Origin of the sequence: Streptomyces sp. WI03-4A (assembly GCF_033792105.1) — a bacterium.
Taxonomy (GTDB): domain Bacteria; phylum Actinomycetota; class Actinomycetes; order Streptomycetales; family Streptomycetaceae; genus Streptomyces; species Streptomyces collinus_A.
Genome location: NZ_JARAUO010000048.1, coordinates 40,039 through 63,310 on the forward strand (window position 1 = coordinate 40,039; position 23,272 = coordinate 63,310).

At 71.4% G+C, this 23,272-nt stretch carries 29 protein-coding genes; 19 read left to right on the forward strand and 10 right to left on the reverse strand.

What is annotated here, in order from left to right; translation table 11 throughout:
• Window positions 1-7: 7 nt before the first annotated feature.
• The 4 genes from PV343_RS34415 to PV343_RS34430 form a co-directional block, all read right to left on the reverse strand.
• Window positions 8-1,018, reverse strand: coding sequence for a COX15/CtaA family protein (locus tag PV343_RS34415; protein ID WP_319150957.1), 1,011 nt, complete (start codon window positions 1,016-1,018; stop codon window positions 8-10).
• Between the two features lie 69 nt (window positions 1,019-1,087).
• Window positions 1,088-1,804 carry an ABC transporter permease gene (locus PV343_RS34420; protein WP_319150987.1) on the reverse strand — a complete coding sequence of 239 codons (717 nt, stop codon included), beginning with the start codon at window positions 1,802-1,804 and terminating at the stop codon, window positions 1,088-1,090.
• A gap of 47 nt (window positions 1,805-1,851) precedes the next feature.
• Window positions 1,852-2,829, reverse strand: coding sequence for an ABC transporter ATP-binding protein (locus PV343_RS34425; protein ID WP_319150958.1), 978 nt, complete (start codon window positions 2,827-2,829; stop codon window positions 1,852-1,854).
• A 31-nt stretch (window positions 2,830-2,860) separates the two neighbouring features.
• On the reverse strand, window positions 2,861-3,676 hold the full coding sequence (locus PV343_RS34430; RefSeq protein ID WP_319150959.1) for an AAC(3) family N-acetyltransferase: 816 nt from the start codon (window positions 3,674-3,676) through the stop codon (window positions 2,861-2,863).
• Between the two features lie 206 nt (window positions 3,677-3,882).
• Between PV343_RS34430 and PV343_RS34435 the strand changes: the two genes are divergently transcribed.
• The 8 genes from PV343_RS34435 to PV343_RS34470 are packed head-to-tail and all read left to right on the forward strand — an operon-like array spanning window position 3,883 to window position 10,451.
• Window positions 3,883-4,635 (forward strand): helix-turn-helix transcriptional regulator, encoded by a 753-nt coding sequence (locus PV343_RS34435; protein ID WP_319150960.1) that lies wholly within the window; start codon window positions 3,883-3,885, stop codon window positions 4,633-4,635.
• Window positions 4,632-6,053, forward strand: a complete 1,422-nt coding sequence (sufB, locus tag PV343_RS34440) for a Fe-S cluster assembly protein SufB (RefSeq protein WP_225828092.1) — start codon at window positions 4,632-4,634, stop codon at window positions 6,051-6,053. The genes PV343_RS34435 and sufB overlap by 4 nt, the downstream gene beginning before the upstream one ends.
• A gap of 58 nt (window positions 6,054-6,111) precedes the next feature.
• Window positions 6,112-7,296 (forward strand): Fe-S cluster assembly protein SufD, encoded by a 1,185-nt coding sequence (gene sufD, locus PV343_RS34445; protein WP_319150961.1) that lies wholly within the window; start codon window positions 6,112-6,114, stop codon window positions 7,294-7,296.
• Window positions 7,293-7,613 carry a bifunctional 3-phenylpropionate/cinnamic acid dioxygenase ferredoxin subunit gene (locus tag PV343_RS34450; protein ID WP_010987727.1) on the forward strand — a complete coding sequence of 107 codons (321 nt, stop codon included), beginning with the start codon at window positions 7,293-7,295 and terminating at the stop codon, window positions 7,611-7,613. The genes sufD and PV343_RS34450 overlap by 4 nt, the downstream gene beginning before the upstream one ends.
• A gap of 7 nt (window positions 7,614-7,620) precedes the next feature.
• Window positions 7,621-8,385: a Fe-S cluster assembly ATPase SufC gene (sufC, locus tag PV343_RS34455; RefSeq protein WP_319150962.1), complete on the forward strand. Its 765-nt coding sequence runs from the start codon at window positions 7,621-7,623 to the stop codon at window positions 8,383-8,385.
• Entirely contained in the window at window positions 8,382-9,638 is a 1,257-nt protein-coding gene (locus tag PV343_RS34460) for a cysteine desulfurase (protein WP_319150963.1), read from the forward strand. The genes sufC and PV343_RS34460 overlap by 4 nt, the downstream gene beginning before the upstream one ends.
• 16 nt (window positions 9,639-9,654) lie before the next feature.
• Window positions 9,655-10,122 (forward strand): Fe-S cluster assembly sulfur transfer protein SufU, encoded by a 468-nt coding sequence (sufU, locus tag PV343_RS34465; RefSeq protein WP_319150964.1) that lies wholly within the window; start codon window positions 9,655-9,657, stop codon window positions 10,120-10,122.
• Entirely contained in the window at window positions 10,119-10,451 is a 333-nt protein-coding gene (locus tag PV343_RS34470) for a metal-sulfur cluster assembly factor (RefSeq protein ID WP_020939292.1), read from the forward strand. The genes sufU and PV343_RS34470 overlap by 4 nt, the downstream gene beginning before the upstream one ends.
• A gap of 81 nt (window positions 10,452-10,532) precedes the next feature.
• Here PV343_RS34470 and PV343_RS34475 read toward each other — a convergent pair whose 3' ends face one another.
• Window positions 10,533-11,366: an AbfB domain-containing protein gene (locus tag PV343_RS34475; RefSeq protein WP_319150965.1), complete on the reverse strand. Its 834-nt coding sequence runs from the start codon at window positions 11,364-11,366 to the stop codon at window positions 10,533-10,535.
• 202 nt (window positions 11,367-11,568) lie between these two features.
• On the opposite strand from PV343_RS34475, the gene PV343_RS34480 reads away from it, so the two are divergent.
• From PV343_RS34480 to dapD, 3 genes are all read left to right on the forward strand, one after another.
• Window positions 11,569-11,889, forward strand: a complete 321-nt coding sequence (locus PV343_RS34480) for a DMT family transporter (RefSeq protein ID WP_319150966.1) — start codon at window positions 11,569-11,571, stop codon at window positions 11,887-11,889.
• Window positions 11,889-12,422 carry a TetR/AcrR family transcriptional regulator gene (locus PV343_RS34485; RefSeq protein ID WP_319150967.1) on the forward strand — a complete coding sequence of 178 codons (534 nt, stop codon included), beginning with the start codon at window positions 11,889-11,891 and terminating at the stop codon, window positions 12,420-12,422. Before PV343_RS34480 ends, PV343_RS34485 begins: the two co-directional genes overlap by 1 nt.
• 74 nt (window positions 12,423-12,496) lie before the next feature.
• Window positions 12,497-13,483 carry a 2,3,4,5-tetrahydropyridine-2,6-dicarboxylate N-succinyltransferase gene (gene dapD, locus PV343_RS34490; RefSeq protein ID WP_319150968.1) on the forward strand — a complete coding sequence of 329 codons (987 nt, stop codon included), beginning with the start codon at window positions 12,497-12,499 and terminating at the stop codon, window positions 13,481-13,483.
• Between the two features lie 160 nt (window positions 13,484-13,643).
• Here dapD and PV343_RS34495 read toward each other — a convergent pair whose 3' ends face one another.
• Together PV343_RS34495 and PV343_RS34500 are read right to left on the reverse strand one after the other, a co-directional pair.
• Window positions 13,644-14,810 (reverse strand): PP2C family protein-serine/threonine phosphatase, encoded by a 1,167-nt coding sequence (locus PV343_RS34495; RefSeq protein WP_319150988.1) that lies wholly within the window; start codon window positions 14,808-14,810, stop codon window positions 13,644-13,646.
• 429 nt (window positions 14,811-15,239) lie between these two features.
• On the reverse strand, window positions 15,240-16,145 hold the full coding sequence (locus PV343_RS34500; RefSeq protein WP_319150969.1) for a helix-turn-helix domain-containing GNAT family N-acetyltransferase: 906 nt from the start codon (window positions 16,143-16,145) through the stop codon (window positions 15,240-15,242).
• Between the two features lie 97 nt (window positions 16,146-16,242).
• Here PV343_RS34500 and PV343_RS34505 point away from each other — a divergent pair, with 97 nt between their 5' ends.
• On the forward strand, window positions 16,243-16,710 hold the full coding sequence (locus tag PV343_RS34505; protein WP_319150989.1) for a DUF4240 domain-containing protein: 468 nt from the start codon (window positions 16,243-16,245) through the stop codon (window positions 16,708-16,710).
• Between the two features lie 84 nt (window positions 16,711-16,794).
• On the forward strand, window positions 16,795-17,862 hold the full coding sequence (locus PV343_RS34510) for a MerR family transcriptional regulator (RefSeq protein ID WP_319150970.1): 1,068 nt from the start codon (window positions 16,795-16,797) through the stop codon (window positions 17,860-17,862).
• Between the two features lie 105 nt (window positions 17,863-17,967).
• Here PV343_RS34510 and PV343_RS34515 read toward each other — a convergent pair whose 3' ends face one another.
• The 3 genes from PV343_RS34515 to dapA all read right to left on the reverse strand — a co-directional run bounded on the left by PV343_RS34515 (window position 17,968) and on the right by dapA (window position 19,845).
• Window positions 17,968-18,198, reverse strand: a complete 231-nt coding sequence (locus PV343_RS34515; RefSeq protein WP_319150971.1) for a response regulator transcription factor — start codon at window positions 18,196-18,198, stop codon at window positions 17,968-17,970.
• A gap of 161 nt (window positions 18,199-18,359) precedes the next feature.
• Window positions 18,360-18,869: a hypothetical protein gene (locus tag PV343_RS34520; RefSeq protein WP_319150972.1), complete on the reverse strand. Its 510-nt coding sequence runs from the start codon at window positions 18,867-18,869 to the stop codon at window positions 18,360-18,362.
• Window positions 18,870-18,939: 70 nt separating this feature from the next.
• Window positions 18,940-19,845 carry a 4-hydroxy-tetrahydrodipicolinate synthase gene (gene dapA, locus PV343_RS34525; RefSeq protein ID WP_319150973.1) on the reverse strand — a complete coding sequence of 302 codons (906 nt, stop codon included), beginning with the start codon at window positions 19,843-19,845 and terminating at the stop codon, window positions 18,940-18,942.
• A gap of 169 nt (window positions 19,846-20,014) precedes the next feature.
• Between dapA and PV343_RS34530 the strand changes: the two genes are divergently transcribed.
• From PV343_RS34530 to PV343_RS34555, 6 genes are all read left to right on the forward strand, one after another.
• Window positions 20,015-20,155, forward strand: a complete 141-nt coding sequence (locus PV343_RS34530) for a hypothetical protein (RefSeq protein ID WP_317442664.1) — start codon at window positions 20,015-20,017, stop codon at window positions 20,153-20,155.
• Window positions 20,152-20,859: a hypothetical protein gene (locus tag PV343_RS34535; RefSeq protein WP_319150974.1), complete on the forward strand. Its 708-nt coding sequence runs from the start codon at window positions 20,152-20,154 to the stop codon at window positions 20,857-20,859. Before PV343_RS34530 ends, PV343_RS34535 begins: the two co-directional genes overlap by 4 nt.
• 52 nt (window positions 20,860-20,911) lie before the next feature.
• Window positions 20,912-21,331, forward strand: a complete 420-nt coding sequence (locus PV343_RS34540) for a phage holin family protein (RefSeq protein ID WP_319150975.1) — start codon at window positions 20,912-20,914, stop codon at window positions 21,329-21,331.
• On the forward strand, window positions 21,328-21,819 hold the full coding sequence (locus PV343_RS34545; protein WP_319150976.1) for a DUF3618 domain-containing protein: 492 nt from the start codon (window positions 21,328-21,330) through the stop codon (window positions 21,817-21,819). The genes PV343_RS34540 and PV343_RS34545 overlap by 4 nt, the downstream gene beginning before the upstream one ends.
• 91 nt (window positions 21,820-21,910) lie before the next feature.
• Entirely contained in the window at window positions 21,911-22,513 is a 603-nt protein-coding gene (locus PV343_RS34550; RefSeq protein ID WP_319150977.1) for an ArsR/SmtB family transcription factor, read from the forward strand.
• Between the two features lie 14 nt (window positions 22,514-22,527).
• Window positions 22,528-23,265 carry an SRPBCC domain-containing protein gene (locus PV343_RS34555; protein ID WP_319150978.1) on the forward strand — a complete coding sequence of 246 codons (738 nt, stop codon included), beginning with the start codon at window positions 22,528-22,530 and terminating at the stop codon, window positions 23,263-23,265.
• Window positions 23,266-23,272: the final 7 nt, after the last annotated feature.

A 23,272-nucleotide genomic window follows, 5' to 3' on the forward strand; every position in this document is an offset into this window, starting at 1 on the left:
ATGTGGCTCAGGCGCGGGTGCCGACCGGTACCTCGGCCGAGGGGCCGGGCAGGTCGAGCGCGTCCTCCGGTCGTTCGCGCAGCGACAGCAGCACCCGCAGAACGCCGATCCACACCAGGCAGGAGCCCAGCATGTGCAGTCCGACCAGGATCTCGGGCAGGTGCGTGAAGTACTGGACGTAGCCGATGACACCCTGCGCGAGCAGGATCAGGAACAGCTCGCGGGTACGGCCGAGCGGCCCCCGGGGGGCGTCGACGGCTTTGAGGACGAACCACAGGGCGAAGGTGAGCGTCACCACGATCCAGGCGAGCACGGCGTGCAGCTTGCTGACCGTCTCCCAGTCGATCGGGATCCGCGCGACCTCCTTGGAGTCACCCGCGTGCGGCCCGGACCCGGTCACCACCGTGCCGACCGCGATGAGCAGCGTGGATGCGGCCACCAGGAACCACACGAGCTGCTGCACGGCCTTGCCGACCAGCGGGCGCGGCGCCCCGTCGCCCTCGCGGGTGCGCTGCCACATCACCGTGGCGACGGCGATCAGCGCCGAGGAGAGCAGGAAGTGCGCGGCGACCGTGTACGGGTTCAGGCCCACCAGGACCACGATCCCGCCGAGCACGGCGTTGCCCATGACCACCCAGAACTGCGCCCAGCCCAGCCGGGTCAGCGCGCGCCGCCACGGCTTCTGCGCGCGCGCCGCGACGATGGCCCAGCCGACGGCCGCGCACAGCACGTAGGTCAGCATGCGGTTGCCGAACTCGATGACCCCGTGGAAACCCATGGCCCGGGTGGTGGTCAGCGAGTCGTCGGTGCAGGTCGGCCAGGTCGGGCAGCCGAGGCCCGACCCGGTCAGCCGCACGGCGCCGCCGGTGACGACGATGATCACCGACATGACGAGCGCGGCGAGCGCCGCCCGCTGCACGGTCCGGGGATCCGGGGTCCAGCGGTCGGCGACGAAGGCGAGCGGGTTGCGCACGGCCACTACGGCGTCGGCACGGTTCAGCTTTGGCACGCGCACCATGGTAGGCCGCCGCTTGTGCACGCGTTCACGAGGGTCCCCTCCCGCGCACGACCCGAGGGTCCCGCCCGGCTACTCCCAGCGGAAGAACTTCCCGGCGGCGGCCAGCCCCACGACCGCCCAGACGGCGAGGACGCCCAGGTCGCCCCAGGGCGTGCCGGACCCGTGCTGGAGCACGGCCCGCAGCCCGTCGGAGAGCGCGGAGATGGGCAGCAGCCCGAGCACCTGCTGACCGGCCGTGCCGAACTTCTCCAGCGGCACGATCACCCCGCCGCCGACGAGCAGCAGCAGGAAGACCAGGTTGGCGGCGGCCAGCGTCGCCTCCGCCTTCAGGGTGCCGGCCATCAGCAGCCCGAGACCGGAGAAGGCGGCGGTGCCGAGGACCAGCAGGAGCAGGACGGCGGCCGGGTTCCCGTGCGGGGACCAGCCCAGCGCGAAGGCGATCACCGTCAGCAGGATCACCTGGAGGACCTCGGTGACCAGCACGGAGGCCGTCTTCGCGGTCATCAGGCCCCAGCGGGGCAACGGGGAGGCCGCGAGCCGCTTGAGCACGCCGTAGCGGCGCTCGAAGCCGGTCGCGATGGCCTGGCCGGTGAAGGCCGTGGACATCACCGCGAGGGCCAGGACACCCGGGGCGAGGAAGTCGACCGCCTTGCCGGCGCCGGTGTCGACGATGTCGACGGAGCTGAAGAGGACCAGCAGCAGGGTCGGGATCACGACCGTCAGCAGCAGCTGCTCGCCGTTGCGCAGCAGCATCTTCGTCTCCAGCGCCGCCTGGGCCGCGATCATGCGCGGAAGGGGCGCCGCACCCGGCTTCGGGGCGTAGGTACCGACACTCACGACCGCAGCTCCTTGCCGGTCAGTTCCAGAAAGACGTCCTCGAGGGTGTGCCGCTCCACCGAGATCCGGTCCGGCATCACTCCGTGCTGGGCGCACCACGAGGTGACCGTGGCCAGCAGTTGCGGGTCGACCTTGCCGACGACCCGGTAGCCGCCGGGGGTCAGCTCGGCCGCCGTGCAGTCGGCGGGCAGCGCCTTGAGCAGCGAGGCCACGTCGAGGCCGGGGCGGCCGGTGAAGCGCAGGGTGTTCTCGGCTCCGCCCTTGCACAGCTCCTCCGGGGAGCCCTGGGCGATGACCCGGCCGCCGTCGACGATCGCGACGTCGTCGGCGAGCTGTTCGGCCTCGTCCATGTGGTGCGTGGTGAGGATCACGGAGACGCCGTCGGCGCGCAGGTCGCGCACCAGGTCCCAGGTGGCGCGGCGGGCCTGCGGGTCGAGGCCGGCGGTCGGCTCGTCGAGGAACACCAGCTCGGGGCGGCCCACGACGGCCATGGCGAGCGCGAGCCGCTGCTGCTGGCCGCCGGACAGCCGCCGGTAGCTCGTCCGGCCGCAGGAGCCGAGGCCGAGGCGCTCGACGAGCGCGTCCACGTCCAGCGGGTGCGCGTGCAGCCGGGCCACGTGGCGCAGCATCTCGTCAGCGCGGGCGCCGGAGTAGACACCACCGGACTGGAGCATCACGCCGATGCGGGGGCGCAGCTCGGCGGACTGGCGGACCGGGTCGAGGCCCAGGACGCGCACCGTGCCGGAGTCCGGCCTCCGGTACCCCTCGCAGGTCTCGATCGTGGTCGTCTTGCCCGCCCCGTTGGGCCCGAGTACGGCGGTGACTCCGGCCCGGGCCACCAGGTCGAGGCCGTTCACGGCGGTCTTGGTGCCGTACCGCTTCACCAGGCCCTGCACCTCGATGACCGGGTGCGGCGCGAAGCGTCCTCCTGGGGGGTGGTGGTCGGGAGACGGCTGGGCGGGCTCACTTCGCATGGATCCAGAGTCTAGGGAGCCGCCGCGGCCCTCATGCGGGCGGGTGCGGAAGGTACTCCTCACGGGGCCGGTGCAGCGGCAGCCAGCGCTCGGCGTAGGCCACGGCCTCCGCGACCGGGAACAGCCTCGCCTCGGCCGCCCCGACCCGGCCGCGCACGACCGGCCGGTCCCGTTCGAAGTCGTGGCCGAGCTCGTCGAACCGGTCCGAGGTGATCGACACCTCGGTCACCGTCTCCCAGCCGCCGCCCGGGGCCGGCCGGCCGACCACGACCAGCGGGGAGGGGATGCGGTACTCGGCCAGGTGGAAGCTGGTGCAGGCGCCGTAGCCCGCGCCGAGCAGCAGGACCCGGGCGCCCAGCCGCTCCAGCCGGGCCAGCGGGCTGCGCTCGCCGAGCCGGCAGTCGGTGGCGTGGTCCGCCACGACGTGGGCCGCGCGGGGCCCGAGCGCGGCGAAGGAGGTCTGCGGGTGCGCGCTGCGCAGGGCGCCCGGCCAGGTGCGCACGGTCTCCGGGATCACGCCGACCCCGCGCGAGGGCGTGACCAGCGGGTCGTAGCCGGGCATGGTGGCGCGGACCGTGGCCCACCATTCGGGGGGCACCGGCGGATGCTGCCACACCGCCGGGTCGGACAGGTCACCCGACTGGGTGGGCACCACGAGCGTGCCGGAAGTGCCGAGGGCGTCGAGGAGCCCCTGGACGACGGCGACGGCGCCGCCGTTGACCCAGCCGAGGGAACTGAGCGAGGAATGCACGAGCAGGGTCTCGCCCGTCTCCACACCCAGCCGCCGCAGCTGTGTGCTGACGGTGTCCCGGGTGACAAGAGGGCCGGTCGCGGCGGGTGTCGGCATGTTCCGGGAGTCTTCCCGAGCGGGCCCGGGGGCGCCACCGAGTTGTCCGGCCGGCCGGGGCGGCGGGCGGCGGTGCGCGGCCGGCCCGCGGCTGGTCAGGGGTCGTTTCCGCAGGTCGGATTAGGTATGCCTAAGTGACGCAGGGCACCGTGGGGTGATCCGGACGGCGCTTGTCAGTCTCCGAGGAATTACGCAACAATGGTGTTGTGAAATACGACGGCGAGGCTCGGGAGACCCCCACGGGGACCCCGCACGAGGAGCTCGCGGCCGGGGTGCGGTCGGACCGCTCGACGCGCAACCGGGTCGCGCGGTCGATCCTGGACCACGGCCCCTCCACCGTCGCCGAGCTGGCCGAGCGGTTGGGGCTCACCCAGGCCGCCGTGCGGCGCCACCTGGACGCTCTGGTCGCCGACGACGTCGTCGAGGCGCGCGAGCAGCGGGTCTACGGCACGCGCACCCGCGGCCGCCCCGCCAAGGTGTTCGCGCTGACCGACTGCGGCCGCGACGCCTTCGACCAGTCGTACGACGCGCTCGCCGCGGACGCCCTGCGCTGGATCGCCGACCAGGAGGGCGGCGCCGACGCGGTGGCCGCCTTCGCCCGCGCCCGGATCGCCGCCCAGGCGGGCGCCTACCGTGCGGCGGTCGAGGAGGCCGGGCCCGACAAGCGCGCCGAAGCGCTGGCCAAGGCCCTGAGCGCGGACGGGTACGCTGCTACGGCGCGCAGCGCACCGGTCGGCGAACAGCTGTGCCAGCACCACTGCCCGGTCGCCCACGTGGCGGAACAGTTCCCGCAGCTGTGCGAGGCGGAGACGGAGATCTTCGCGGAGCTGCTGGGTACCCACGTCCAGCGACTGGCGACCATCGCCCACGGCGACGGCGTCTGCACCACGTTCATCCCCAAGATTTCCAAGACCAGCGACAACGCATCTGCAAGCACGGCCGGGAGGAACCCCGCATGACTCTCCCCACGGAGACTGCCCACCCCGAACTCGAGGGCCTGGGCAAGTACGAATACGGCTGGGCCGACTCCGACGTGGCCGGTGCCTCTGCCAGGCGCGGCCTGAACGAGGACGTCGTCCGTGACATCTCGGGCAAGAAGTCCGAGCCGGAGTGGATGACGAAGCTGCGCCTCAAGGGTCTGAAGCTGTTCGAGAAGAAGCCCATGCCGAACTGGGGCTCGGACCTGTCGGGCATCGACTTCGACAACATCAAGTACTTCGTGCGCTCCACGGAGAAGCAGGCGGAGTCCTGGGAGGACCTGCCCGAGGACATCAAGAACACCTACGACAAGCTGGGCATCCCGGAGGCCGAGAAGCAGCGCCTCGTCGCCGGTGTCGCCGCCCAGTACGAGTCGGAGGTCGTCTACCACCAGATCCGCGAGGACCTGGAGGAGCAGGGCGTCATCTTCCTCGACACCGACACCGCCCTGAAGGAGCACCCGGAGCTCTTCAAGGAGTACTTCGGCACCGTCATCCCGGCCGGCGACAACAAGTTCGCCGCGCTGAACACGGCCGTGTGGTCCGGCGGCTCCTTCATCTACGTGCCGAAGGGCGTGCACGTCGAGATCCCGCTCCAGGCCTACTTCCGTATCAACACGGAGAACATGGGCCAGTTCGAGCGGACCCTGATCATCGTCGACGAGGGTGCCTACGTGCACTACGTCGAGGGCTGCACCGCCCCGATCTACAAGTCGGACTCGCTGCACTCCGCGGTCGTCGAGATCATCGTCAAGAAGAACGCCCGCTGCCGCTACACGACCATCCAGAACTGGTCGAACAACGTCTACAACCTGGTCACCAAGCGTGCCGTCGCCTACGAGGGCGCGACCATGGAGTGGATCGACGGCAACATCGGCTCCAAGGTGACGATGAAGTACCCGGCCGTCTACCTGATGGGCGAGCACGCCAAGGGCGAGACGCTCTCCATCGCCTTCGCGGGCGAGGGCCAGCACCAGGACGCCGGCTCCAAGATGGTCCACATGGCGCCGAACACCTCGTCCAACATCGTCTCCAAGTCGGTGGCGCGCGGCGGCGGCCGTACCTCCTACCGCGGCCTGGTCGAGATCGGCGAGGGCGCCGCGGGCTCCAAGTCCAACGTGCTCTGCGACGCGCTGCTGGTCGACACCATCTCCCGCTCCGACACGTACCCCTACGTGGACGTCCGTGAGGACGACGTGTCCATGGGCCACGAGGCGACCGTCTCCAAGGTCTCCGAGGACCAGCTCTTCTACCTGATGAGCCGCGGTCTCAGCGAGTTCGAGGCGATGGCCATGATCGTGCGCGGCTTCGTCGAGCCGATCGCCAAGGAACTGCCCATGGAGTACGCCCTCGAGCTCAACCGGCTGATCGAGCTGCAGATGGAGGGCGCGGTCGGCTGAGACCCGCCCGGACAGCAGCCAGCAATTTCTGACGAAGGAAGAGAGCAGACCGACAGCCATGGCTGAGGCTCAGAACATCCCCGTGGGGTCCACCACCGCGGGCCAGATCGCGGTGGCCGCAGAGTCGACCGTCGCCACCCGCATGAGCGCGCCCCCGTCCTTCGACGTGGCGGACTTCCCCGTCCCCCACGGCCGTGAGGAGGAGTGGCGGTTCACGCCGCTGGAGCGGCTCCGCGGGCTGCACGACGGCACCGCGGTCGCCACCGGCGACGGCGTCAAGGTGGACGTCCAGGCCCCCGAGGGCGTGACCGTCGAGACCGTCGGCCGCGACGACGCACGGATCGGCCGCGCGGGCACCCCCGTGGACCGCGTCGCCGCCCAGGCGTTCTCGGCGTTCGAGAAGGCCGGCGTGGTCACCGTCCCCAAGGAGACGGTCCTCACCGAGCCGATCCGCATCGCCGTGCACGGCGAGGGCGGGGTCGCCTACGGCCACCAGGTCATCGAGCTGGGAGCCTTCGCCGAGGCCGTCGTCGTCATCGACCACACCGGTGACGCCGTGCTCGCCGCCAACGTCGACTACGTTCTGGGCGACGGCGCCAAGCTGACCGTCGTGTCCGTCCAGGACTGGGACGACAAGGCCGTCCACGTCGGCCAGCACAACGCGCTGATCGGCCGCGACGCCACCTTCAAGTCCTTCGTGGTCACCTTCGGCGGCGACCTCGTGCGCCTGCACCCGCGCGTCGCCTACGCCGGCCCCGGTGGCGAGGCGGAGCTGTTCGGTCTGTACTTCACCGACTCCGGTCAGCACCAGGAGCACCGCCTCCTCGTCGACCACAACACCCCGCACTGCAAGTCCAACGTCGCCTACAAGGGCGCGCTCCAGGGCGACGACGCGCACGCGGTGTGGATCGGTGACGTGCTCATCGAGGCCAAGGCCGAGGGCACGGACACCTATGAGATGAACCGCAACCTCGTCCTCACGGACGGCGCGCGGGTCGACTCGGTGCCGAACCTGGAGATCGAGACCGGCGAGATCGTCGGCGCCGGGCACGCCTCCGCGACCGGCCGCTTCGACGACGAGCAGCTCTTCTACCTGATGGCGCGCGGCATCCCGGAACTCGAGGCCCGCCGCCTGGTGGTCCGCGGCTTCTTCGCCGAGCTGGTCCAGCAGATCGGTGTCACCGACATCGAGGAGCGCCTGCTCGCCAAGATCGAGGAGGAGCTGGAGGCTTCGGTCGCATGACGACCTTCGTACGCGCCTGTGGGCTGAGCGAGCTGGAGGAGGACACCCCGAAGCGGGTGGAACTCGACGGCACGCCGGTCTCGGTCGTGAAGACCGAGGGCGAGGTGTTCGCCATCAACGACATCTGCTCCCACGCGAACGTCTCGCTCTCCGAGGGCGAGGTGGAGGACTGCCAGATCGAGTGCTGGCTGCACGGCTCCGCCTTCGACCTGCGCACCGGCAAGCCGTCCGGCCTCCCGGCCACGCGTCCCGTCCCCGTATACCCCGTAAAGATCGAAGGGGACGACGTGCTCGTCTCCCTCACCCAGGAGTCCTGAGGCACCCATGGCAACGCTTGAAATCCGAGACCTGCACGTCACCGTCGAGGCCGACAACGCCACGAAGGAGATCCTCAAGGGCGTCGACCTCACCGTGAAGCAGGGCGAGACGCACGCCATCATGGGCCCCAACGGCTCCGGCAAGTCGACCCTCGCCTACTCGCTCGCGGGTCACCCGAAGTACACGATCACCGAGGGCACCGTCACCCTCGACGGCGAGGACGTCCTGGAGATGTCCGTCGACGAGCGCGCCCGCGCGGGCCTGTTCCTGGCGATGCAGTACCCGGTCGAGGTCCCCGGCGTCTCGGTCTCCAACTTCCTGCGCACCTCCGCCACCGCCATCCGCGGCGAGGCCCCCAAGCTGCGCACCTGGGTGAAGGAGGTCAAGGAGACCATGGAGCGTCTCAACATGGACCCGTCCTTCGCCGAGCGCAACGTCAACGAGGGCTTCTCCGGCGGTGAGAAGAAGCGCCACGAGATCCTCCAGCTCGAACTGCTCAAGCCGAAGGTCGCGATCCTCGACGAGACCGACTCCGGCCTGGACGTCGACGCGCTCCGCATCGTCTCCGAGGGCGTCAACCGCGTCCGCGAGACCGGCGAGGTCGGCACCCTGCTGATCACGCACTACACGCGCATCCTGCGCTACATCAAGCCCGACTTCGTCCACGTCTTCTCCGCCGGCCGGATCGTCGAGTCCGGCGGCGCCGAGCTCGCCGACAAGCTGGAGGACGAGGGCTACGAGGCATACACGAAGGGTGGCGTATCCGCGTGACGCAGCTGCCGGGCCTCCTCGACACCGAGGCGATCCGCAAGGACTTCCCCATCCTGGACCGGCTGGTCCACGACGACCGGAAGCTCGTGTACCTGGACAACGCGGCCACCTCGCAGAAGCCGCGCCAGGTGCTGGACGCCCTGAGCGAGTACTACGAGCGCTACAACGCCAACGTCCACCGCGGCGTGCACGTCCTCGCCGAGGAGGCCACGGCGCTCTACGAGGGTGCGCGTGACAAGGTCGCGGAGTTCGTCAACGCGCCCAGCCGCGACGAGGTGATCTTCACCAAGAACGCCTCCGAGTCGCTGAACCTCGTGGCGAACATGCTGGGCTGGGCCGACGAGCCCTACCGGGTGGACCACGAGACCGAGATCGTCATCACCGAGATGGAGCACCACTCCAACATCGTGCCGTGGCAGCTGCTCGCGCAGCGCACCGGCGCGAAGCTGAAGTGGTTCGGGCTGGACGACGAGGGCCGGCTCGACCTCTCCAACATCGACGAGGTCATCACCGAGAAGACGAAGATCGTCTCCTTCGTGCTGGTGTCGAACATCCTGGGCACGATCAACCCGGTCGAGGCGATAGTGCGCCGCGCCCAGGAGGTCGGCGCGCTGGTCTGCATCGACGCCTCCCAGGCCGCTCCCCACATGCCGCTGGACGTGCAGGCGCTCCAGGCCGACTTCGTGGCCTTCACCGGCCACAAGATGTGCGGCCCGACCGGCATCGGCGTCCTGTGGGGCCGCCAGGAGCTGCTGGAGGACCTGCCCCCGTTCCTCGGCGGCGGCGAGATGATCGAGACCGTCTCGATGCACTCCTCCACGTACGCCCCGGCGCCGCACAAGTTCGAGGCGGGCACGCCCCCGATCGCGCAGGCGGTCGGCCTCGGTGCCGCGATCGACTACCTGAACTCGATCGGCATGGACAAGATCCTCGCCCACGAGCACGCGCTCACCGAGTACGCGGTGCGCCGGCTGGGCGAGGTCCAGGACCTGCGGATCATCGGCCCGACCACGGCCGAGGACCGCGGGGCCGCGATCTCCTTCACGCTGGGTGACATCCACCCGCACGACGTGGGTCAGGTCCTCGACGAGCAGGGCATCGCGGTACGCGTGGGCCACCACTGCGCGCGGCCCGTCTGCCTGCGCTACGGAATTCCTGCGACCACGCGAGCGTCGTTCTATCTGTACTCCACGCCGGCCGAGATCGACGCACTGGTCGAGGGGCTGGAGCACGTACGGAACTTCTTCGGCTGAGAGGCGTGTCGACACCGTGAAGCTGGACTCGATGTACCAGGAAGTCATCCTGGACCACTACAAGAACCCGCACGGGCGTGGTCTTCGGGATGGCGACGCCGAGGTGCACCACGTGAACCCGACGTGCGGCGACGAGATCACCCTCCGAGTGAAGTACGACGGCACGACGATCGAGGACGTCTCCTACGAGGGGCAGGGCTGCTCCATCAGCCAGGCCTCGGCCTCCGTGCTGAACGAGCTGCTGGTCGGCAAGGACCTGACCGACGCGCAGAAGATCCAGGAGACCTTCCTGGAGCTGATGCAGTCCAAGGGCAGGATCGAGCCGGACGACGCCATGGAGGAAGTGCTGGAGGACGCGGTCGCGTTCGCCGGCGTCTCCAAGTACCCCGCGCGGGTCAAGTGCGCCCTCCTGAGCTGGATGGCGTGGAAGGACGCGACGGCCCAGGCGCTGAGTGGCGCCGAAGCCGAAAGGAAGACCGCATGAGCGAGACCGCTGAGCTGAAGCCGGCCTCGGAGGAAGAACTCCGCGAGGCGCTGTACGACGTCGTCGACCCCGAGCTGGGCATCGACGTCGTCAACCTCGGCCTGATCTACGGCATCCACATCGACGACGCGAACATCGCGACGATCGACATGACCCTGACCTCGGCGGCCTGCCCGCTGACGGACGTCATCGAGGACCAGGCCAAGTCCGCCACGGACGGCCTCGTCAACGAGCTGCGCATCAACTGGGTCTGGATGCCCCCGTGGGGCCCCGACAAGATCACCGACGACGGCCGGGAGCAGCTCCGGGCGCTCGGTTTCAACGTCTGAGCGACCCCTCGCGCGGGAACCTCGCGCGGGACCTCGCGCCGGAAGCGGCGGCACCTCCTGGGTGCCGCCGCTTCCGCGTGCTCAGGCCAGCCCGGCCACCAGCAGGAACGCCGAGTCCGCCCGGTAGAGGTCGGTGTTCTGGTACGGGTCCAGCTTCAGCTGGAAGTCCTGGTGGCGCAGGTAGCGGCCGGGGTAGTTGACCGACTCCAGCATGACGGCGTCGGCGAACGCGGACGTGCGCGGGCAGAAGGTGGCGTCCTGCTCGAACAGCCGGGATCCGTCGTCGTGTTCGGCGCGCAGCAGGAAGTTCCGGTGCCGCAGGTAGCCGCCGTCGGCCGTGGCGAAGGAGTAACAGCCCGCCTTCGCCAGCCCCTTGACCACCGTGAAGGTGGCGTCGCGGCGCTCGGCGGCGGAACCGGCCGGGTCGAGCCGTACGAGTCCGTCGCTGACGTGCCAGTAGCGGTCGGGATGGTTGAGCGAGCGCACCGACCGCCGCCCGGACGACGGCTTCGGCGAACTTCCGTGCGTGTCGGGCGACTTGGCCGGACCGTCCGCAGGGCGGTCCGGGTGCCCGGACGCACGGCCGGTGGCGGACGGTGCGCCGGTGCCGGACGGCGTGGCCCCGGACCGGTGCGGGGCCGCACCGGAGGGGGCGGTCGCGCCCGGCGAGGGTGAGGTGAAGGACAGCAGCCCCGGGCCGCTGTCGGTGGGGGCTCCGGGGGTCGCGGGCGAGGCGGTCTTCCCGCTCGCGGCCCCGTCGTTCACGGCTATCGCGGTCGCACCGGCCGCGATCGTGGCCAGGGCCAGCGCCCCGGCCAGCCAGAGTCTTCGGGTGCCGGGGGTGCGGGAGGCGTCCGGGTCCCAGCCGTGCTCCCACGGCTGCCGGTGCGGAGGGCGGGGGGTGTCGTCGGGCATGCGTGGTTCTCCACCGCCGCCCGGCAGCGCGGCCGGGGGCGTGAGGGTGAGGTGAATGACGTGTGAGGCCGATGTGAGGCCGAGTGCCGCACATTAGTGGAGCCGGGGGAGCGCCGTACGGCGTTTCGGCAAGCGATGGCCGCGAAAACTGATACCGCCTCATCCGTACACCCGTACACATTGCATGTGTACGCTCGTACACATGGGATACCTGTGGCTCGCCGGAGCCATCTCCGCCGAGGTCGCCGCGACGACCGCGATGAAGTACAGCGAGGGATTCAGCAGGCTCGGGCCCTCGCTCGTGACGGCCGTGGGCTACCTCGTCTCGTTCACGTTGCTCGCCCATACCCTGCGGACGGTGTCGATCGGCACGGCGTACGCCATCTGGTCCGGGGTCGGGACGGCGGCCATCGCCGTCCTCGGCCTGCTGCTGTTCGGGGAGGGGCTGAGCGCGGCCAAGGTCGCCGGGATCGTGCTGATAGTCGGCGGCGTGGTGGTGCTGAACCTGGGCGGCGCCCACTGATGGCCCGCAGACACGATCCGGAGCGGCGGCAGCGGATCATCGACGCGGCGATCAGGGTGGTGGGCCGCAAGGGCATCGCCGGGCTCAGCCACCGCTCGGTCGCCGCCGAGGCGGACGTCCCGCTCGGCTCCACCACGTACCACTTCGCCACCCTGGAGGAGCTGATGGTGGCGGCACTGCGGCAGACCAACGAGGGGTTCGCCCGGGTGCTGGCCGAGCGGCTGCCCGAGGACGGCCACGGAGACCTCGCGGCGCAGCTCGCCGGGGCGCTGGGGGAGTGGCTGGGCGGCGAGCGGACGGGCGTGGAACTGGAGTACGAGCTGTACCTCGCCGCGCTGCGGCGGCCGGCGCTGCGGCCGGTCGCCGCCGAGTGGACCGAACGGGCGGCGGAGGGACTGGCCCGCCGCACGGACGCGGTCACGGCGCGGGCGCTGCTCGCGCTGATGGACGGCATCTGCCTCCAGGTGCTGCTGACCGGCGGTTCGTACGACGAGGAGTACGCGCGCGCCGTGCTGGCTCGGGTGATCCCCTGAACCCGCGCCCGGCACCTGAGACGCCCCCCGCGCGGGTTCGCCCACGCAGGCCCCCTCACGTTAGGTTTTCCCACATGACCGACACTGCTTCCCGCACCACCGGCGCCGTCGCCGCCGGCCTCGCCACCCTCGCCTCCGACGGCACCGTTCTCGACACCTGGTTCCCGGCCCCCGAGCTGGTCGGCGAGCCCGGCCCCGCCGGCACCGAGCGGCTCACCGCCGAGCAGGCCGCCAAGCTGCTCGGCGGCGGCGCGACCGCGGCCATCGGCCCGGACGCCCGCCGGGGCGTCGAGGTGGTCGCGGTCCGCACGGTCATCGCCTCGCTCGACGAGAAGCCGATCGACGCGCACGACGTCTACCTGCGCCTGCACCTGCTCTCGCACCGCCTGGTCAAGCCGCACGGCCAGAGCCTCGACGGCATCTTCGGCCACCTGGCCAACGTCGCCTGGACCTCGCTCGGCCCGGTCGCCGTGGACGACATCGAGAAGGTGCGGCTGAACGCCCGCGCCGAGGGCCTGCACCTCCAGGTCACCTCGATCGACAAGTTCCCGCGCATGACGGACTACGTCGCCCCCAAGGGCGTGCGGATCGCCGACGCCGACCGGGTCCGCCTCGGCGCCCACCTCGCCGAGGGCACCACGGTCATGCACGAGGGCTTCGTCAACTTCAACGCCGGCACGCTGGGCACCTCCATGGTCGAGGGCCGCATCTCCGCGGGCGTCGTGGTCGGCAACGGCTCCGACATCGGCGGCGGCGCCTCCACCATGGGCACGCTGTCCGGCGGCGGCAACGTGATCATCTCGATCGGCGAGCGCTGCCTGATCGGCGCCGAGGCGGGCGTCGGCATCGCGCTCGGCGACGAGTGCGTCATCGAGGCGGGCCTCTACGTCACCGCGGGCACCCGCGTGACGATGCCCGACGGCCAGATCGTCAAGGCCCGCGACCTCAACGGCGCCTCCAACATCCTCTTCCGCCGCAACTCGGTCACGGGCGTGGTGGAGGCCCGGCCGAACAACGCGGTGTGGGGCGGGCTGAACGACATCCTGCACAGCCACAACTGATCGCGGCGGCCGTGATCTGCGGCCGCCTCACCGATCAACGCTCTGGCCTGCTGCCGAGCTGTCGGCACCGGTCGACGATGGTCACCATTGAGCGCCCTTCCACGGCCCGAGGACGGCCCGGGAGGGCGCTCGTGCGTTGGTCGGAGACCCTGGCCCCTCGCTACCGCTTCGCGCGGGCGGCTGAGGCTTGCAGAGTGTCCGCGCCGGAGCTGACGTGTCGCTGGGTCTTCTGAGGGCCGTGCCAGTCCAGGCACATCACGGTGGCATCGTCTTCGAGCTGGCCGCCGGCAGCGTCCAGGACTGCGGAGGTCAGCGTCAGCGCGGCCTCCCGCGGGTGCAGATCCCGGGTCTTCGCCAGCAGGGCAGGCAGGTCGATCTGCTCCCCGTGATGTTCGAGCATGCCGTCGGTCAGCATGAGCAGACGGTCACCGGGGCGCAGATCAAGGTCTTGAACGCGGTAGGGGTGGGGCACACGCACGGACAGCCCGAAGGGATGGTCCACCTCGCAGGTGATCGTCTCCGCGGTGCCCTCTCGCATGCGCAGTGGCCAAGGGTGACCGGCGTTGACGAGTTGTGCCCGCCCGGTGTGGAGGTTGATGCGCAGCAACTGCCCGGTGGCGTGACCGTGGCTGTGGTCGGCCAGAGCCTGGTCGGCCAGGTGGGCCTGCTCGGCCAGGCCGGCTCCTGCCCGGCGGGCACCGCGCAGAGCGGCCACCAAAACCGTGGCGGCCAGGGCGGCGTCGATGTCGTGGCCCATGGGATCGGTCACCGACACGTGCAGGGTGTCGCGGTCGAGGGCGTAGTCGAAGGTGTCGCCGCTGAGGGCTGCGGAGGGCTCCAGGCTCCCGCACAGTGTGAACTGCGCAGCCTCGCACGACAGTGACGCAGGCAGCAGCTGGTACTGGATCTCGGCGGCCAGGGTGGGGGGCCTGGAGCGTTTGCCCCAGGTGTACAGGTCGGTGAAGCGGCCGTTGGCGATCACGACGTAGGCCAGCACGTGGGCGGCTTCCCCGACCGCTTCAAGGACACCCTCACTGGGAGCGGCCGGCAGGAGCAGCTCCAGCAGCCCGATGGCGTCGCCCCGGTTGGTGACCGGCACGATCACCCACTGTCCCTGGCCAGTCGCTTCCTGGTACAGCTGCTGGGTGCGGATCACCTTGTCGTAGACGCTGCCGGCCATCGGGATCTGCTCCCGCCCCGCTTCCGCGGCACCGGCGGTGGACAGCCGCACCACCGCTTTCCCCGTGAGGTCCACGAGGAGGAAAGAGACCCTTCGGGCCCTGAAACGCCGCTGCAGGTCCGCGGCGATCACATCGACGGCCTCCACAGGCGCTGCCCTCTCCGCTGCCGTCAGCAGCCGGGGGAGCTCACTCCTTCCACCACTCACGATCGCGATCCTTTCCACGGCCCCCGCTACCAGCGTGGACACTGCCACGGTGAGCGTCAATGCATGGCTGTCACGGTAAGTGAAGACGGTCGATACGAGTCGGTCGTGGTGGCCGCCCTGAGGCCCTGAGGCGCGCCCTCACAGTTGCTCCGGCACGAGGCCGGCAGAGCCGAGACTCTCACCGGCCCCCGGTCGGTTCGACGGGCCGACGTCACGGCCCTGGGACGGCCCGGGAGGGCGCTCGTGTGTGAGCGCTGGGCGCCATTGAGCGGGTGTCGATCCAGTCTTGGGGTCGGCGAAGCCGTTTCTCCTCCCCTGTGACCGGGCGCTCCGGCTTGGGGATTCGCCGCTGCGGGCTGCCGCTCGCCTTCACTGCCGGTCACCCGATGACGCGGTGATCCGTTTTTCGAACCAGTGGTGGGCGTAGGGCTCGTCGTTGAAGGGGGCTACTTCCTGGAAGCCGTATGCGTGGTACAGGCCGATCGCGGCGCTGAGCACCTTGTTGGTGTCCAGGCGCAGTACGTCGCGGCCGTGCTGGGCGGCCCGTGCTTCCAGCTCGGCCAGGAACCGGCGGGCGAGTCCGAGGCCCCGGACGGAAGGTGCGACCCACATGCGCTTGACCTCGGCGGGCGCGCCGGGCGGCAGTTTCAGACCGGCGCAGCCGACGGGCTCGCCGTGCAGCCGGGCCACGAGGAACAGGCCGTGTGGAGGCCGGAGTTCGCCCGCGTCGGGCAGCAGGCTCCGCGCGGGGTCGAAGCCGGTCTCGAACTGTTCCTGAAGCTCGGTGAAGTACGACCGCAGGCAGTGCTCGGCGTCGGGGTGGCCCGGGTCGACGTCGTCCAGCACGACCGTCGAGGCGGTCAGCAACCGGTCGACTTCGGCCATGGCGGCGACCAGCCGGGCGCGCTGGCTCGTGTTGAGCGGTTCCAGGAGGCAACCGGCCAGCTCGTCGCTTCGACGGTCGAGTACGGCACGCTCCGCGCGGCCCTTGTCGGTGAGTCGGACGCTGCGCACCCGCTTGTCCTCGGGGTGCGGCTCGACCGTCACCAGGCCGTCGGTCTCGAGGGAGCGCAGCAGTCGGCTGACGTACCCGGAATCCAGCCCGAGGCGCTGACGCAGCCGTCGCACGTCCTGACCTTGCTCGCCGATCTCCCAGAGCAGCCGGGCCTCGCTGATGGGCCGGTCGCGTCCCAGGTAGTCGTCGTGGAGCACACCCACGCGTTCGGTGACGGTGCGGTTGAACCGCCGTACCTGGTCGATCTGCGTCGAGTCCATTCTCTGACTATAGTCAGAGAATATCGGGTGAGGTCAAGGTATGACATTTCGCCCGCGTTGTGATGTGGGCGGGCGGGAGTACGCTCTGCCCGTGATCATGACCTGGGCCGCCTTCTGGGCGCTGATAGGCACTCTGGACGGCGAGGCCGATGAAGCCGGTTGCCTCCGGCTTGCCGCGGAGCTGAGTACGCACCCGGTGCACGACATCCAGGGCTTCGCCGAGCGTCTTGCTGAGGCTCTGTACCGTCTTGATCTAGAGAAGTTCGGCACTCTGCCGGTCGCCGACCTGACGCTGCGAGACGGTGCGCCCTTCCCGCAGTCCGCAGACAGCTTCCTGTACGCACGCTGCGCCGTGGTGGCCGCCGGCCGGTCCGTCTGGGAGTCGGTGTTCTTCGACGTGGACCGGTTCGCCCCGTACACCGCCTCCACGTGCGACGGCGAGTCGCTCCTCTACGTGCCGGACAGGGCGTACGAACTGGCGACCGGCGAAGAGTGGGAGCGGTCCACTCGCTACTGCTTCGAGACCTTCTCCAACCGGGACGGCTGGTCACGCCTGCGGGCCTGAGGCCGACGTAGCGACTCGGCGGGCCGGAGGACGGTTGACCCTCGACCTTGTGCAGGGCTCAGAGTGCGGGGTGTGGAGAACGACATGCGCAGCATTGGCGAGATGGCCCGTGACAGCGGTCTGGGGGTGAGCGCCCTGCGGTTCTACGACCGTGCCGGTGTGCTGGTCCCGGCCTGGGTGGATCCGGTGAGCGGATACCGCTGGTACGAGCCCGGGCAGCTCGAGGAGGCCCGGCTGCTGGCCCGCCTGCGCCGGGCCGGGATGCCGCTGCCGGACATCAGGCTCGTGCTGGCCAGCTGGTCCGGCGCGGACACCGATCTGGTCCGGAAGCTGCTCACGGCCCACCTCGGCCGTCTCGAACAAGGGCTGTCCGATGCCCGCGGCGAGTTCTCCGCGCTCCGAGCGCTACTCGATCAACGGGAGAACGCCATGACCTCGCTTCGTACCGCCACTGTCCGGATGCCCGGCGCCGCACCCGAGCTGGCAGCCGCACTGGACGCCGTCCGGTTCGCCGTCAGCACCGACCCCGAACTGCCCTCGCTCGGCGGGGTCATGTTCGACATCGAGGGCGAGAGACTCCACCTCGTCGCCACCGACCGGTACCGCATGGCCATCGCGCAGGCCGGTGTCGCCGGGCACGACGGGAGCCGGGTGCAGGCCATCGTCCCCACCCCGCTCGTCGACGCGATGCGGGCGCTGCTGGACGGTGACGGACCCGTGCGGCTGTCCGTCGACGGTGACCGCGTGACGCTGGAGGTGGGGGACAGGCAGGCGGCCGGCCAGTGCCTCGACCACGACTTCCCCGACTACCGGCGTCTCCTCCCCAAGGCCGGCGGGCGCCGTGCCGTCGTCGAGGTGGCGGACTTCCGCAGGGCCCTGGAAACCGGTCCCGTGCGTTCCGAAGGGGCCGGCGCACCCGACCTCAGCGTGCTCAGCGTGCGGGACGGCGGCACGGTGACCCTCTGCGCGGACGGTGACGCGGCCCCGGACCGCGTCGCCGTCAACCGTGACTTCCTGCTGGACGCGCTGGCCGCCGGGGGGCGGGACCGGCTGGTTCTCGAACTCGACACCCCCACCGTGCCGATCGCCCTCCGCCGGCCCGACGACGAGGGGACCTTCTCGGTCCTGATGCCGGTCCGGCTGGAGGACTGACGGACATCCCACTCATGGACCGGCATGAGGGCGGCCGTCCCCGCGGCCGCCCTCACGACACCGAGCCCCCTCCCCCCTGCGGCACCTTCACCGCCGGAGACAGCCTCACAACCCCATGGAGATCGCCAGGCGAGTCAGCTCCGCCGTCGTGGTGATGTCGAGCTTGGCCCGGATGCGGCGCAGGTAGGCGTCGACCGTGTGCTTGGAGAGGCCCATGTGCCGGGCCGTCTGGAGGTAGGTGCGGCCGGCGGCGATGTGCCGGAGGGTCTCACGCTCGCGCGGGGCCAGCTCGGGGGCGGGGGCTTCGGCGATCTGCGGGGTGAGGGTGAGGCTCATGGGGATGTCCTTCGGCGCTCGACTCGGTCGTCGCTGCTCGCGTCCTCGGAAGCAGTGGGCGGGTGCCGGGATGCCTGGGTGTCCGCTTAGTCGCATTCCTGCTCGTTCGCCCTCTTTATTCGATTTTGATGAGGGGAGGTCATGGCGCTGTCCGCCGACTGTCACAGGCGTGTCACGAGGCCGGTGACGGCGTCCGCCAGGGCCGCGAAATCCTCGTCGCGCAGGCCGACCCTCGGGTTGACGTGGTGCAGCAGGGCCGGAGCCGGGTGCTCCGCCGCCACATAGGCGGTGTCCGCCGGGCTCTGCTCGTCGTCGACCCAGGCGAAGGGGCGGCCGGCGGCGTACGTCACGATCGCCTCGGTCTTCCAGTGGACGCCGTCCGGCCGCTCGGCGAACAGGCCCTGCCCGAAATCGACGTACGGCAGCTCGGGCAGGCCGACGACCGGCGCGATCCAGCGGTTGGCCGCGCCCATCCAGGTCGTGGCCCAGCACAGGTCGTAGCCGAGCGACAGCAGCGCGGGGCCGTGGGACGGGTTCAGCCAGACCCGCAGGGGCCGGCCCGGGCGCACCGACGCCCTGATCGTCGTGTAGCCCTCCGGGCGGCGTTCCGGCCGCGCCGCGTACGGGTTGAGGGGCCCGTCGACGTCCAGGAACAGCAGGGGGCGGCTCATGGGGGCACGGTACGGCAGGGGCTCCGGTGGCCGTCGGGAGTTTCTGCCCAGGGCGCCGGCGGCCGCCCGTTCACGCCTCGCCGACCAGCTTGTCGTACCGTGCCCGCAGCTCCTCGGCCGCCTCCCGCCCTGCGGGCAGCAGCGGTGCGCGTACCGGGCCGGCGGGCAGGCCGAGTCCGCCGAGGAGCGCCTTGGCGGTGACCGTGCCCGGCAGGCCCGCGCCCGTCACCGCCTCGATCAACGGCGTGAGCCGCGACTGGAGTTCGGCCGCGCGGGCGGTGTCCGCCGCGTCGAAGGCGTCGAGGACGGCGGCGACGTGGCCCGGCACGGCGTTGGCGACCGTGCTCACGCACCCGGCCGCGCCCACGGCGTACAGCGCGAGCAGGTGCTCGTCGCAGCCCGCGTAGTAGGCCAACTCCGTCTCGGCCAGGACCTTCTGGGTGCCGAGGAAGTCGTAGGAGCAGTCCTTGACCGCCACGATCCGCGGGTGCCCGGCCAGCCGGATCATCGTCTCCGGCTCGATCCGGGTGCCGGTGCGGCCCGGGATGTCGTAGAGCATCACCGGCAGGTCGCTCGCGTCGGCGACCTCGCGGAAGTGCGCCGCCACCGCCTCCTGCGGGGGCCTGCTGTAGTACGGGGTCACCACCAGCACCCCGTCCGCGCCCGCCTTCCCGGCCGCCAGCGCCAGTCCGGCCGTGTGCCGGGTGTCCGCGGACCCCACCCCAGCCACCAGCGGGACCCCGTCCCCGACCGCTTCCCGTACGGCCCTGACCAGGTGCGCCTTCTCCGCGTCGGTGGTGGTCGGCGACTCGCCCGTGGTGCCGTTGAGCACCAGGCCGTCGCAGCCCTCCGCCACCAGTCGCGCGGCCAGCCGCCCGGCCCCCTCCAGGTCGAGGGTGCCCGCCTCGGTGAACGGGGTGATCATCGCGCAGAGCGTACGGCCGAAGGGGGTGCGTCGGGTGCCTCGGTTCGTCATACGGGTAGTCTCGGCGCCACGACGATGTAGCTCCACTTAAATCTTCTACGGGGTATCGCGTAGCGTTGCTGATCTGTCGCATGGACGGCCGGAGGCCCTGTGTCCAACTCGGCCCTTCATGGGTCACTATGGGCACGGAGGGTCATCTACGTCGGTCATGGGAGGCACCATGAAGCTCGGCAAGGCACTGGCCACCGGGGTCGCCGAGGAGCGGCCGCCCGTCCACGAGGAGGAGCAGCCGCTCCCCGAGGAGATCACCCGTACCGCACCGGCCGAACCGGCCCGCGAAGAGGTACCGGCGGCCCGATGAGGCTGCGGCTCCCGGTGGAACGCCCCACGGAGCCGCCGACCGGATACAAGATCGCCCACCCGGTGCTGTCCCAGGACGGCACCCGGGCCGGGTTCACCGGTGTGTCCCTGGGCGGCGCGCTGCCGTACGGCGTCCTCGCCGACGCCTCCTGCGTCTACGGGCGCCGGCACCGGGCGCCGGCGCGCCGGTGCGACTGCGGCTTCCACTGCGTGCACGAGCGTGCGGCCGCCGAGGCCCTGCGGTGCACGGCGCAGCACCGCGACACCGTGCTGCTCGAAGTCTCCGTGCTCGGTTCCTACATCCGCTTCGAGCGCGGGTTCCGTTACGCCCGGCAGCGGGTGCGCACGGCGACCGCCGGGCCGTGCGGCTGCGGCGCCGGCGCCGTCGCGTTCGCCGACGCGGGCTGGGGCAGACCCGGCTGGTGGGCCCTCGCCCCCGCGTGCGCCGGCTGCGTCCGCGGGCGTACGTCCGTCTCGCTCGCCGGTTTCGCCCGGCTCGCCGGTGCGGGCCTGCGGGTGGTCGCGGGCGGCCCGGCCCAGACCGATCCGCCGGCCGGGACGGCGACCGAGTTGGCGGCCGCCGGGAAGCTGGGACTGCCCGAACTCGCCGCCGAGGCAGCCCTGTTGCAGGCCCGGCTCGACTGGTTCCAGACCCAACTCGCGCGGTTCGGCGAAGCCGGGGCCGGGGGACCGGGACAGGTCTGACGGACCGCGACCGGGGTACCCGGATGTTCCGTACAGAGAGGAGGCGGACACCGTGACCGTGACCCAGCACGCACGGCCCGCGGCCGACGGGCGCCCCTCCACGGGCGAACTCGTCGGCCGGGCCACCGAACAGCTCTCGCTGCTCCTGCGGCAGGAGGTCGCCCTCGCCAAGGAAGAGCTGACCGAGAAGGGACGCCGGGCCGGGCGCGGCGGCGGACTGCTGGGCGCCTCGGGCGCCGTCGGCTACGTCGGCCTGATCGTGCTGGCCGGCGCGGCCACCGCCGCACTCTCCCTGGCCCTGCCCGTGTGGGCGGCGGCGCTGATCGTCGCCGCCGTGTACTTCGCGGTGGCCGGCCTGCTGGCCGTGGCGGGGCGCGCGCAGCTGCGCCGCGCCGCCCCGCCGACCCCGGAGGAGACGCTCGGCAGCGTCAGGGCGGACGTCGACGAGATCAGGGAAAGGGCACATCGATGACGCACAGGATCCCGCACGGCTCGGGCGCCAAGGGCCCCGACGAGCTGCGGCGCCAGATCGAGCACACCAGGAGCCAGCTCGGCGACACCGTCGCGCAGCTCATGGACAAGGCCGATGTGAAGGGCCGGGCTCGGGCCCGGGCCGCCGACCTGCGGGACAAGGCCGGCGCCATGACCGTGCAGCTCCGGGTGAGCGCCCGGCACGCGGGCAATGCCGTGCAGGACCGGGCGGCCCACGCCGGGCACCTGGTCCAGGACCGGGCGGCGCACGCCGGGCACGTCCTGCAGGACCAGGCCGCGCACGCCGGGCACGTGGTGCAGGACCGGGCCGCCCGCGCGGGCCGCTCCGGCGCGTCCGGCGTCCCGCAGCCGCTGCGCGGCGCGGTGCGCTCGGGCATGCGGCACCCCGGCGCGATCGCGGCCGTGGGTGTGCTGGGCGCCGCCGCCGTGGCGGCGGGCTTCGCCTGGCGCAGGCAGCGCCACCACTGAAGCGCCCGCCCGCGGTGCCAACCCCGTCCACCCTCCCACCGAAAACGAAGTCTGCTTGGACAGATTTAGTTTTCGGTGGGAGGGTGGACGCATGCTGGACGTCACCGTGATCGAGGACCCCGAGGCGGCGGCCGTATCGCTCGACCCGATACGGGCCCGGCTGCTCGCCGAGCTGGCCGCGGAACCCGCCTCGGCCGCGATGCTGGCCGGCCGGGTCGGTCTGCCCCGGCAGAAGGTGAACTACCACCTCAAGACGCTGGAGCGGCACGGCCTGGTCGAACTGGCCGGGGAGCGCCGCAAGGGCAACGTCACCGAGCGGCTCATGCGCGCGACCGCCGCGTCGTACGTCATCTCGCCGGCCGCGCTGCCCGCCGTGCAGCCGGACCCGGACCGCTTCCGTGACCAGCTCTCCGCGCGCTGGCTGCTGGCCCTCGGCGCTCGTCTGGTGCGGGACGTCGGCATTCTGATCACCGGTGCCGCCCGGGCCCGCAGGCCGCTGGCCACCTACGCCCTGGACGGCCAGGTCCGTTTCGCGTCCGCCGCCGACCGCGCGGCCTTCGTGCAGGAGCTGACCGCCGGCGTGAGCGCCCTGGTCCGCAAGTACGACGCCCCCGACGCCGAGGGCGGCCGCGACCACCGGATCGTGATCGCGCTGCACCCCGTGGTCAAGGACCAGCCGTCCGTCGAGAGCTGAGCAGGAGCTTCGCCATGCCCCAGGAATTCGAGATCGTCCGCGAGTTCGAGGTCGACGTCCCGCCGGAGAAGGTGTGGGACGCCGTCACCACCGGCAGCGGTGGCTACCTGTGGCCGATGGACCCGCCCGAGCCCCGGGAGGGCGGCAGGGGGCCCTTCGGGTCCACCGTCACCGCCTGGGACCCTCCCCACCGCTACACCAGCCGCAGCGAGGACGTCGGTTTCCCGACCCAGTCGCTCAACCAGCTCGACTACACCATCGAGTCCCGAGACGAGGGCCGCCGCGCCTGGGTGCGCTACGTGCACAGCGGCATCTTCACCGACGACTGGAACAACCAGTACGACGGCGCGAGCAAGCACACCAACTTCTATCTGCACACCCTGTGCGAGTACCTGACGCACTTCGCGCCCCGCCCGGTCGCCTTCGCCCAGCTGAACGGGCCCGCCGCCTCCGCGACACCGCGCGCGCTGGCCGCCGCGGCCCGCGCGCTCGGCCTGCCGGACGACGCGGCGGCGGGCACCAAGGCCGCCGTCCAGGGGCCCGGCGGGCGGACCCTGGACGCGGTGCTCGACTACCGCAACCCGTACTTCATCGGGCTGCGCACCGACAGCGCCCTCGTCCGGTTCTTCGGACGCGGCCACTGGGGCGCGCCGCTCGGCATCAGCGTCCACGACTTCGCGCCGGACGCCGACGCCGGGGCGAACGAAGCCGCCTGGCAGGACTGGCTGAACGACGTGTTCGGCCGGCTCTGAGCCCGGC

What these genes read in the sequence shown, in the direction of transcription:
- PV343_RS34415 (WP_319150957.1), bottom strand. Translation starts at nt 1,018, where the DNA reads ATGGTGCGCGTGCCAAAGCTGAACCGTGCCGACGCCGTAGTGGCCGTG.
- PV343_RS34420 (WP_319150987.1), bottom strand. Translation starts at nt 1,804, where the DNA reads ATGATCGCGGCCCAGGCGGCGCTGGAGACGAAGATGCTGCTGCGCAAC.
- PV343_RS34425 (WP_319150958.1), bottom strand. Translation starts at nt 2,829, where the DNA reads ATGCGAAGTGAGCCCGCCCAGCCGTCTCCCGACCACCACCCCCCAGGA.
- PV343_RS34430 (WP_319150959.1), bottom strand. Translation starts at nt 3,676, where the DNA reads ATGCCGACACCCGCCGCGACCGGCCCTCTTGTCACCCGGGACACCGTC.
- sufB (WP_225828092.1), top strand. Translation starts at nt 4,632, where the DNA reads ATGACTCTCCCCACGGAGACTGCCCACCCCGAACTCGAGGGCCTGGGC.
- sufD (WP_319150961.1), top strand. Translation starts at nt 6,112, where the DNA reads ATGGCTGAGGCTCAGAACATCCCCGTGGGGTCCACCACCGCGGGCCAG.
- PV343_RS34450 (WP_010987727.1), top strand. Translation starts at nt 7,293, where the DNA reads ATGACGACCTTCGTACGCGCCTGTGGGCTGAGCGAGCTGGAGGAGGAC.
- sufC (WP_319150962.1), top strand. Translation starts at nt 7,621, where the DNA reads ATGGCAACGCTTGAAATCCGAGACCTGCACGTCACCGTCGAGGCCGAC.
- PV343_RS34470 (WP_020939292.1), top strand. Translation starts at nt 10,119, where the DNA reads ATGAGCGAGACCGCTGAGCTGAAGCCGGCCTCGGAGGAAGAACTCCGC.
- PV343_RS34475 (WP_319150965.1), bottom strand. Translation starts at nt 11,366, where the DNA reads ATGCCCGACGACACCCCCCGCCCTCCGCACCGGCAGCCGTGGGAGCAC.
- PV343_RS34480 (WP_319150966.1), top strand. Translation starts at nt 11,569, where the DNA reads ATGGGATACCTGTGGCTCGCCGGAGCCATCTCCGCCGAGGTCGCCGCG.
- PV343_RS34485 (WP_319150967.1), top strand. Translation starts at nt 11,889, where the DNA reads ATGGCCCGCAGACACGATCCGGAGCGGCGGCAGCGGATCATCGACGCG.
- dapD (WP_319150968.1), top strand. Translation starts at nt 12,497, where the DNA reads ATGACCGACACTGCTTCCCGCACCACCGGCGCCGTCGCCGCCGGCCTC.
- PV343_RS34500 (WP_319150969.1), bottom strand. Translation starts at nt 16,145, where the DNA reads ATGGACTCGACGCAGATCGACCAGGTACGGCGGTTCAACCGCACCGTC.
- PV343_RS34505 (WP_319150989.1), top strand. Translation starts at nt 16,243, where the DNA reads ATGACCTGGGCCGCCTTCTGGGCGCTGATAGGCACTCTGGACGGCGAG.
- PV343_RS34510 (WP_319150970.1), top strand. Translation starts at nt 16,795, where the DNA reads ATGCGCAGCATTGGCGAGATGGCCCGTGACAGCGGTCTGGGGGTGAGC.
- PV343_RS34515 (WP_319150971.1), bottom strand. Translation starts at nt 18,198, where the DNA reads ATGAGCCTCACCCTCACCCCGCAGATCGCCGAAGCCCCCGCCCCCGAG.
- PV343_RS34520 (WP_319150972.1), bottom strand. Translation starts at nt 18,869, where the DNA reads ATGAGCCGCCCCCTGCTGTTCCTGGACGTCGACGGGCCCCTCAACCCG.
- dapA (WP_319150973.1), bottom strand. Translation starts at nt 19,845, where the DNA reads ATGACGAACCGAGGCACCCGACGCACCCCCTTCGGCCGTACGCTCTGC.
- PV343_RS34530 (WP_317442664.1), top strand. Translation starts at nt 20,015, where the DNA reads ATGAAGCTCGGCAAGGCACTGGCCACCGGGGTCGCCGAGGAGCGGCCG.
- PV343_RS34535 (WP_319150974.1), top strand. Translation starts at nt 20,152, where the DNA reads ATGAGGCTGCGGCTCCCGGTGGAACGCCCCACGGAGCCGCCGACCGGA.
- PV343_RS34545 (WP_319150976.1), top strand. Translation starts at nt 21,328, where the DNA reads ATGACGCACAGGATCCCGCACGGCTCGGGCGCCAAGGGCCCCGACGAG.
- PV343_RS34550 (WP_319150977.1), top strand. Translation starts at nt 21,911, where the DNA reads ATGCTGGACGTCACCGTGATCGAGGACCCCGAGGCGGCGGCCGTATCG.
- PV343_RS34555 (WP_319150978.1), top strand. Translation starts at nt 22,528, where the DNA reads ATGCCCCAGGAATTCGAGATCGTCCGCGAGTTCGAGGTCGACGTCCCG.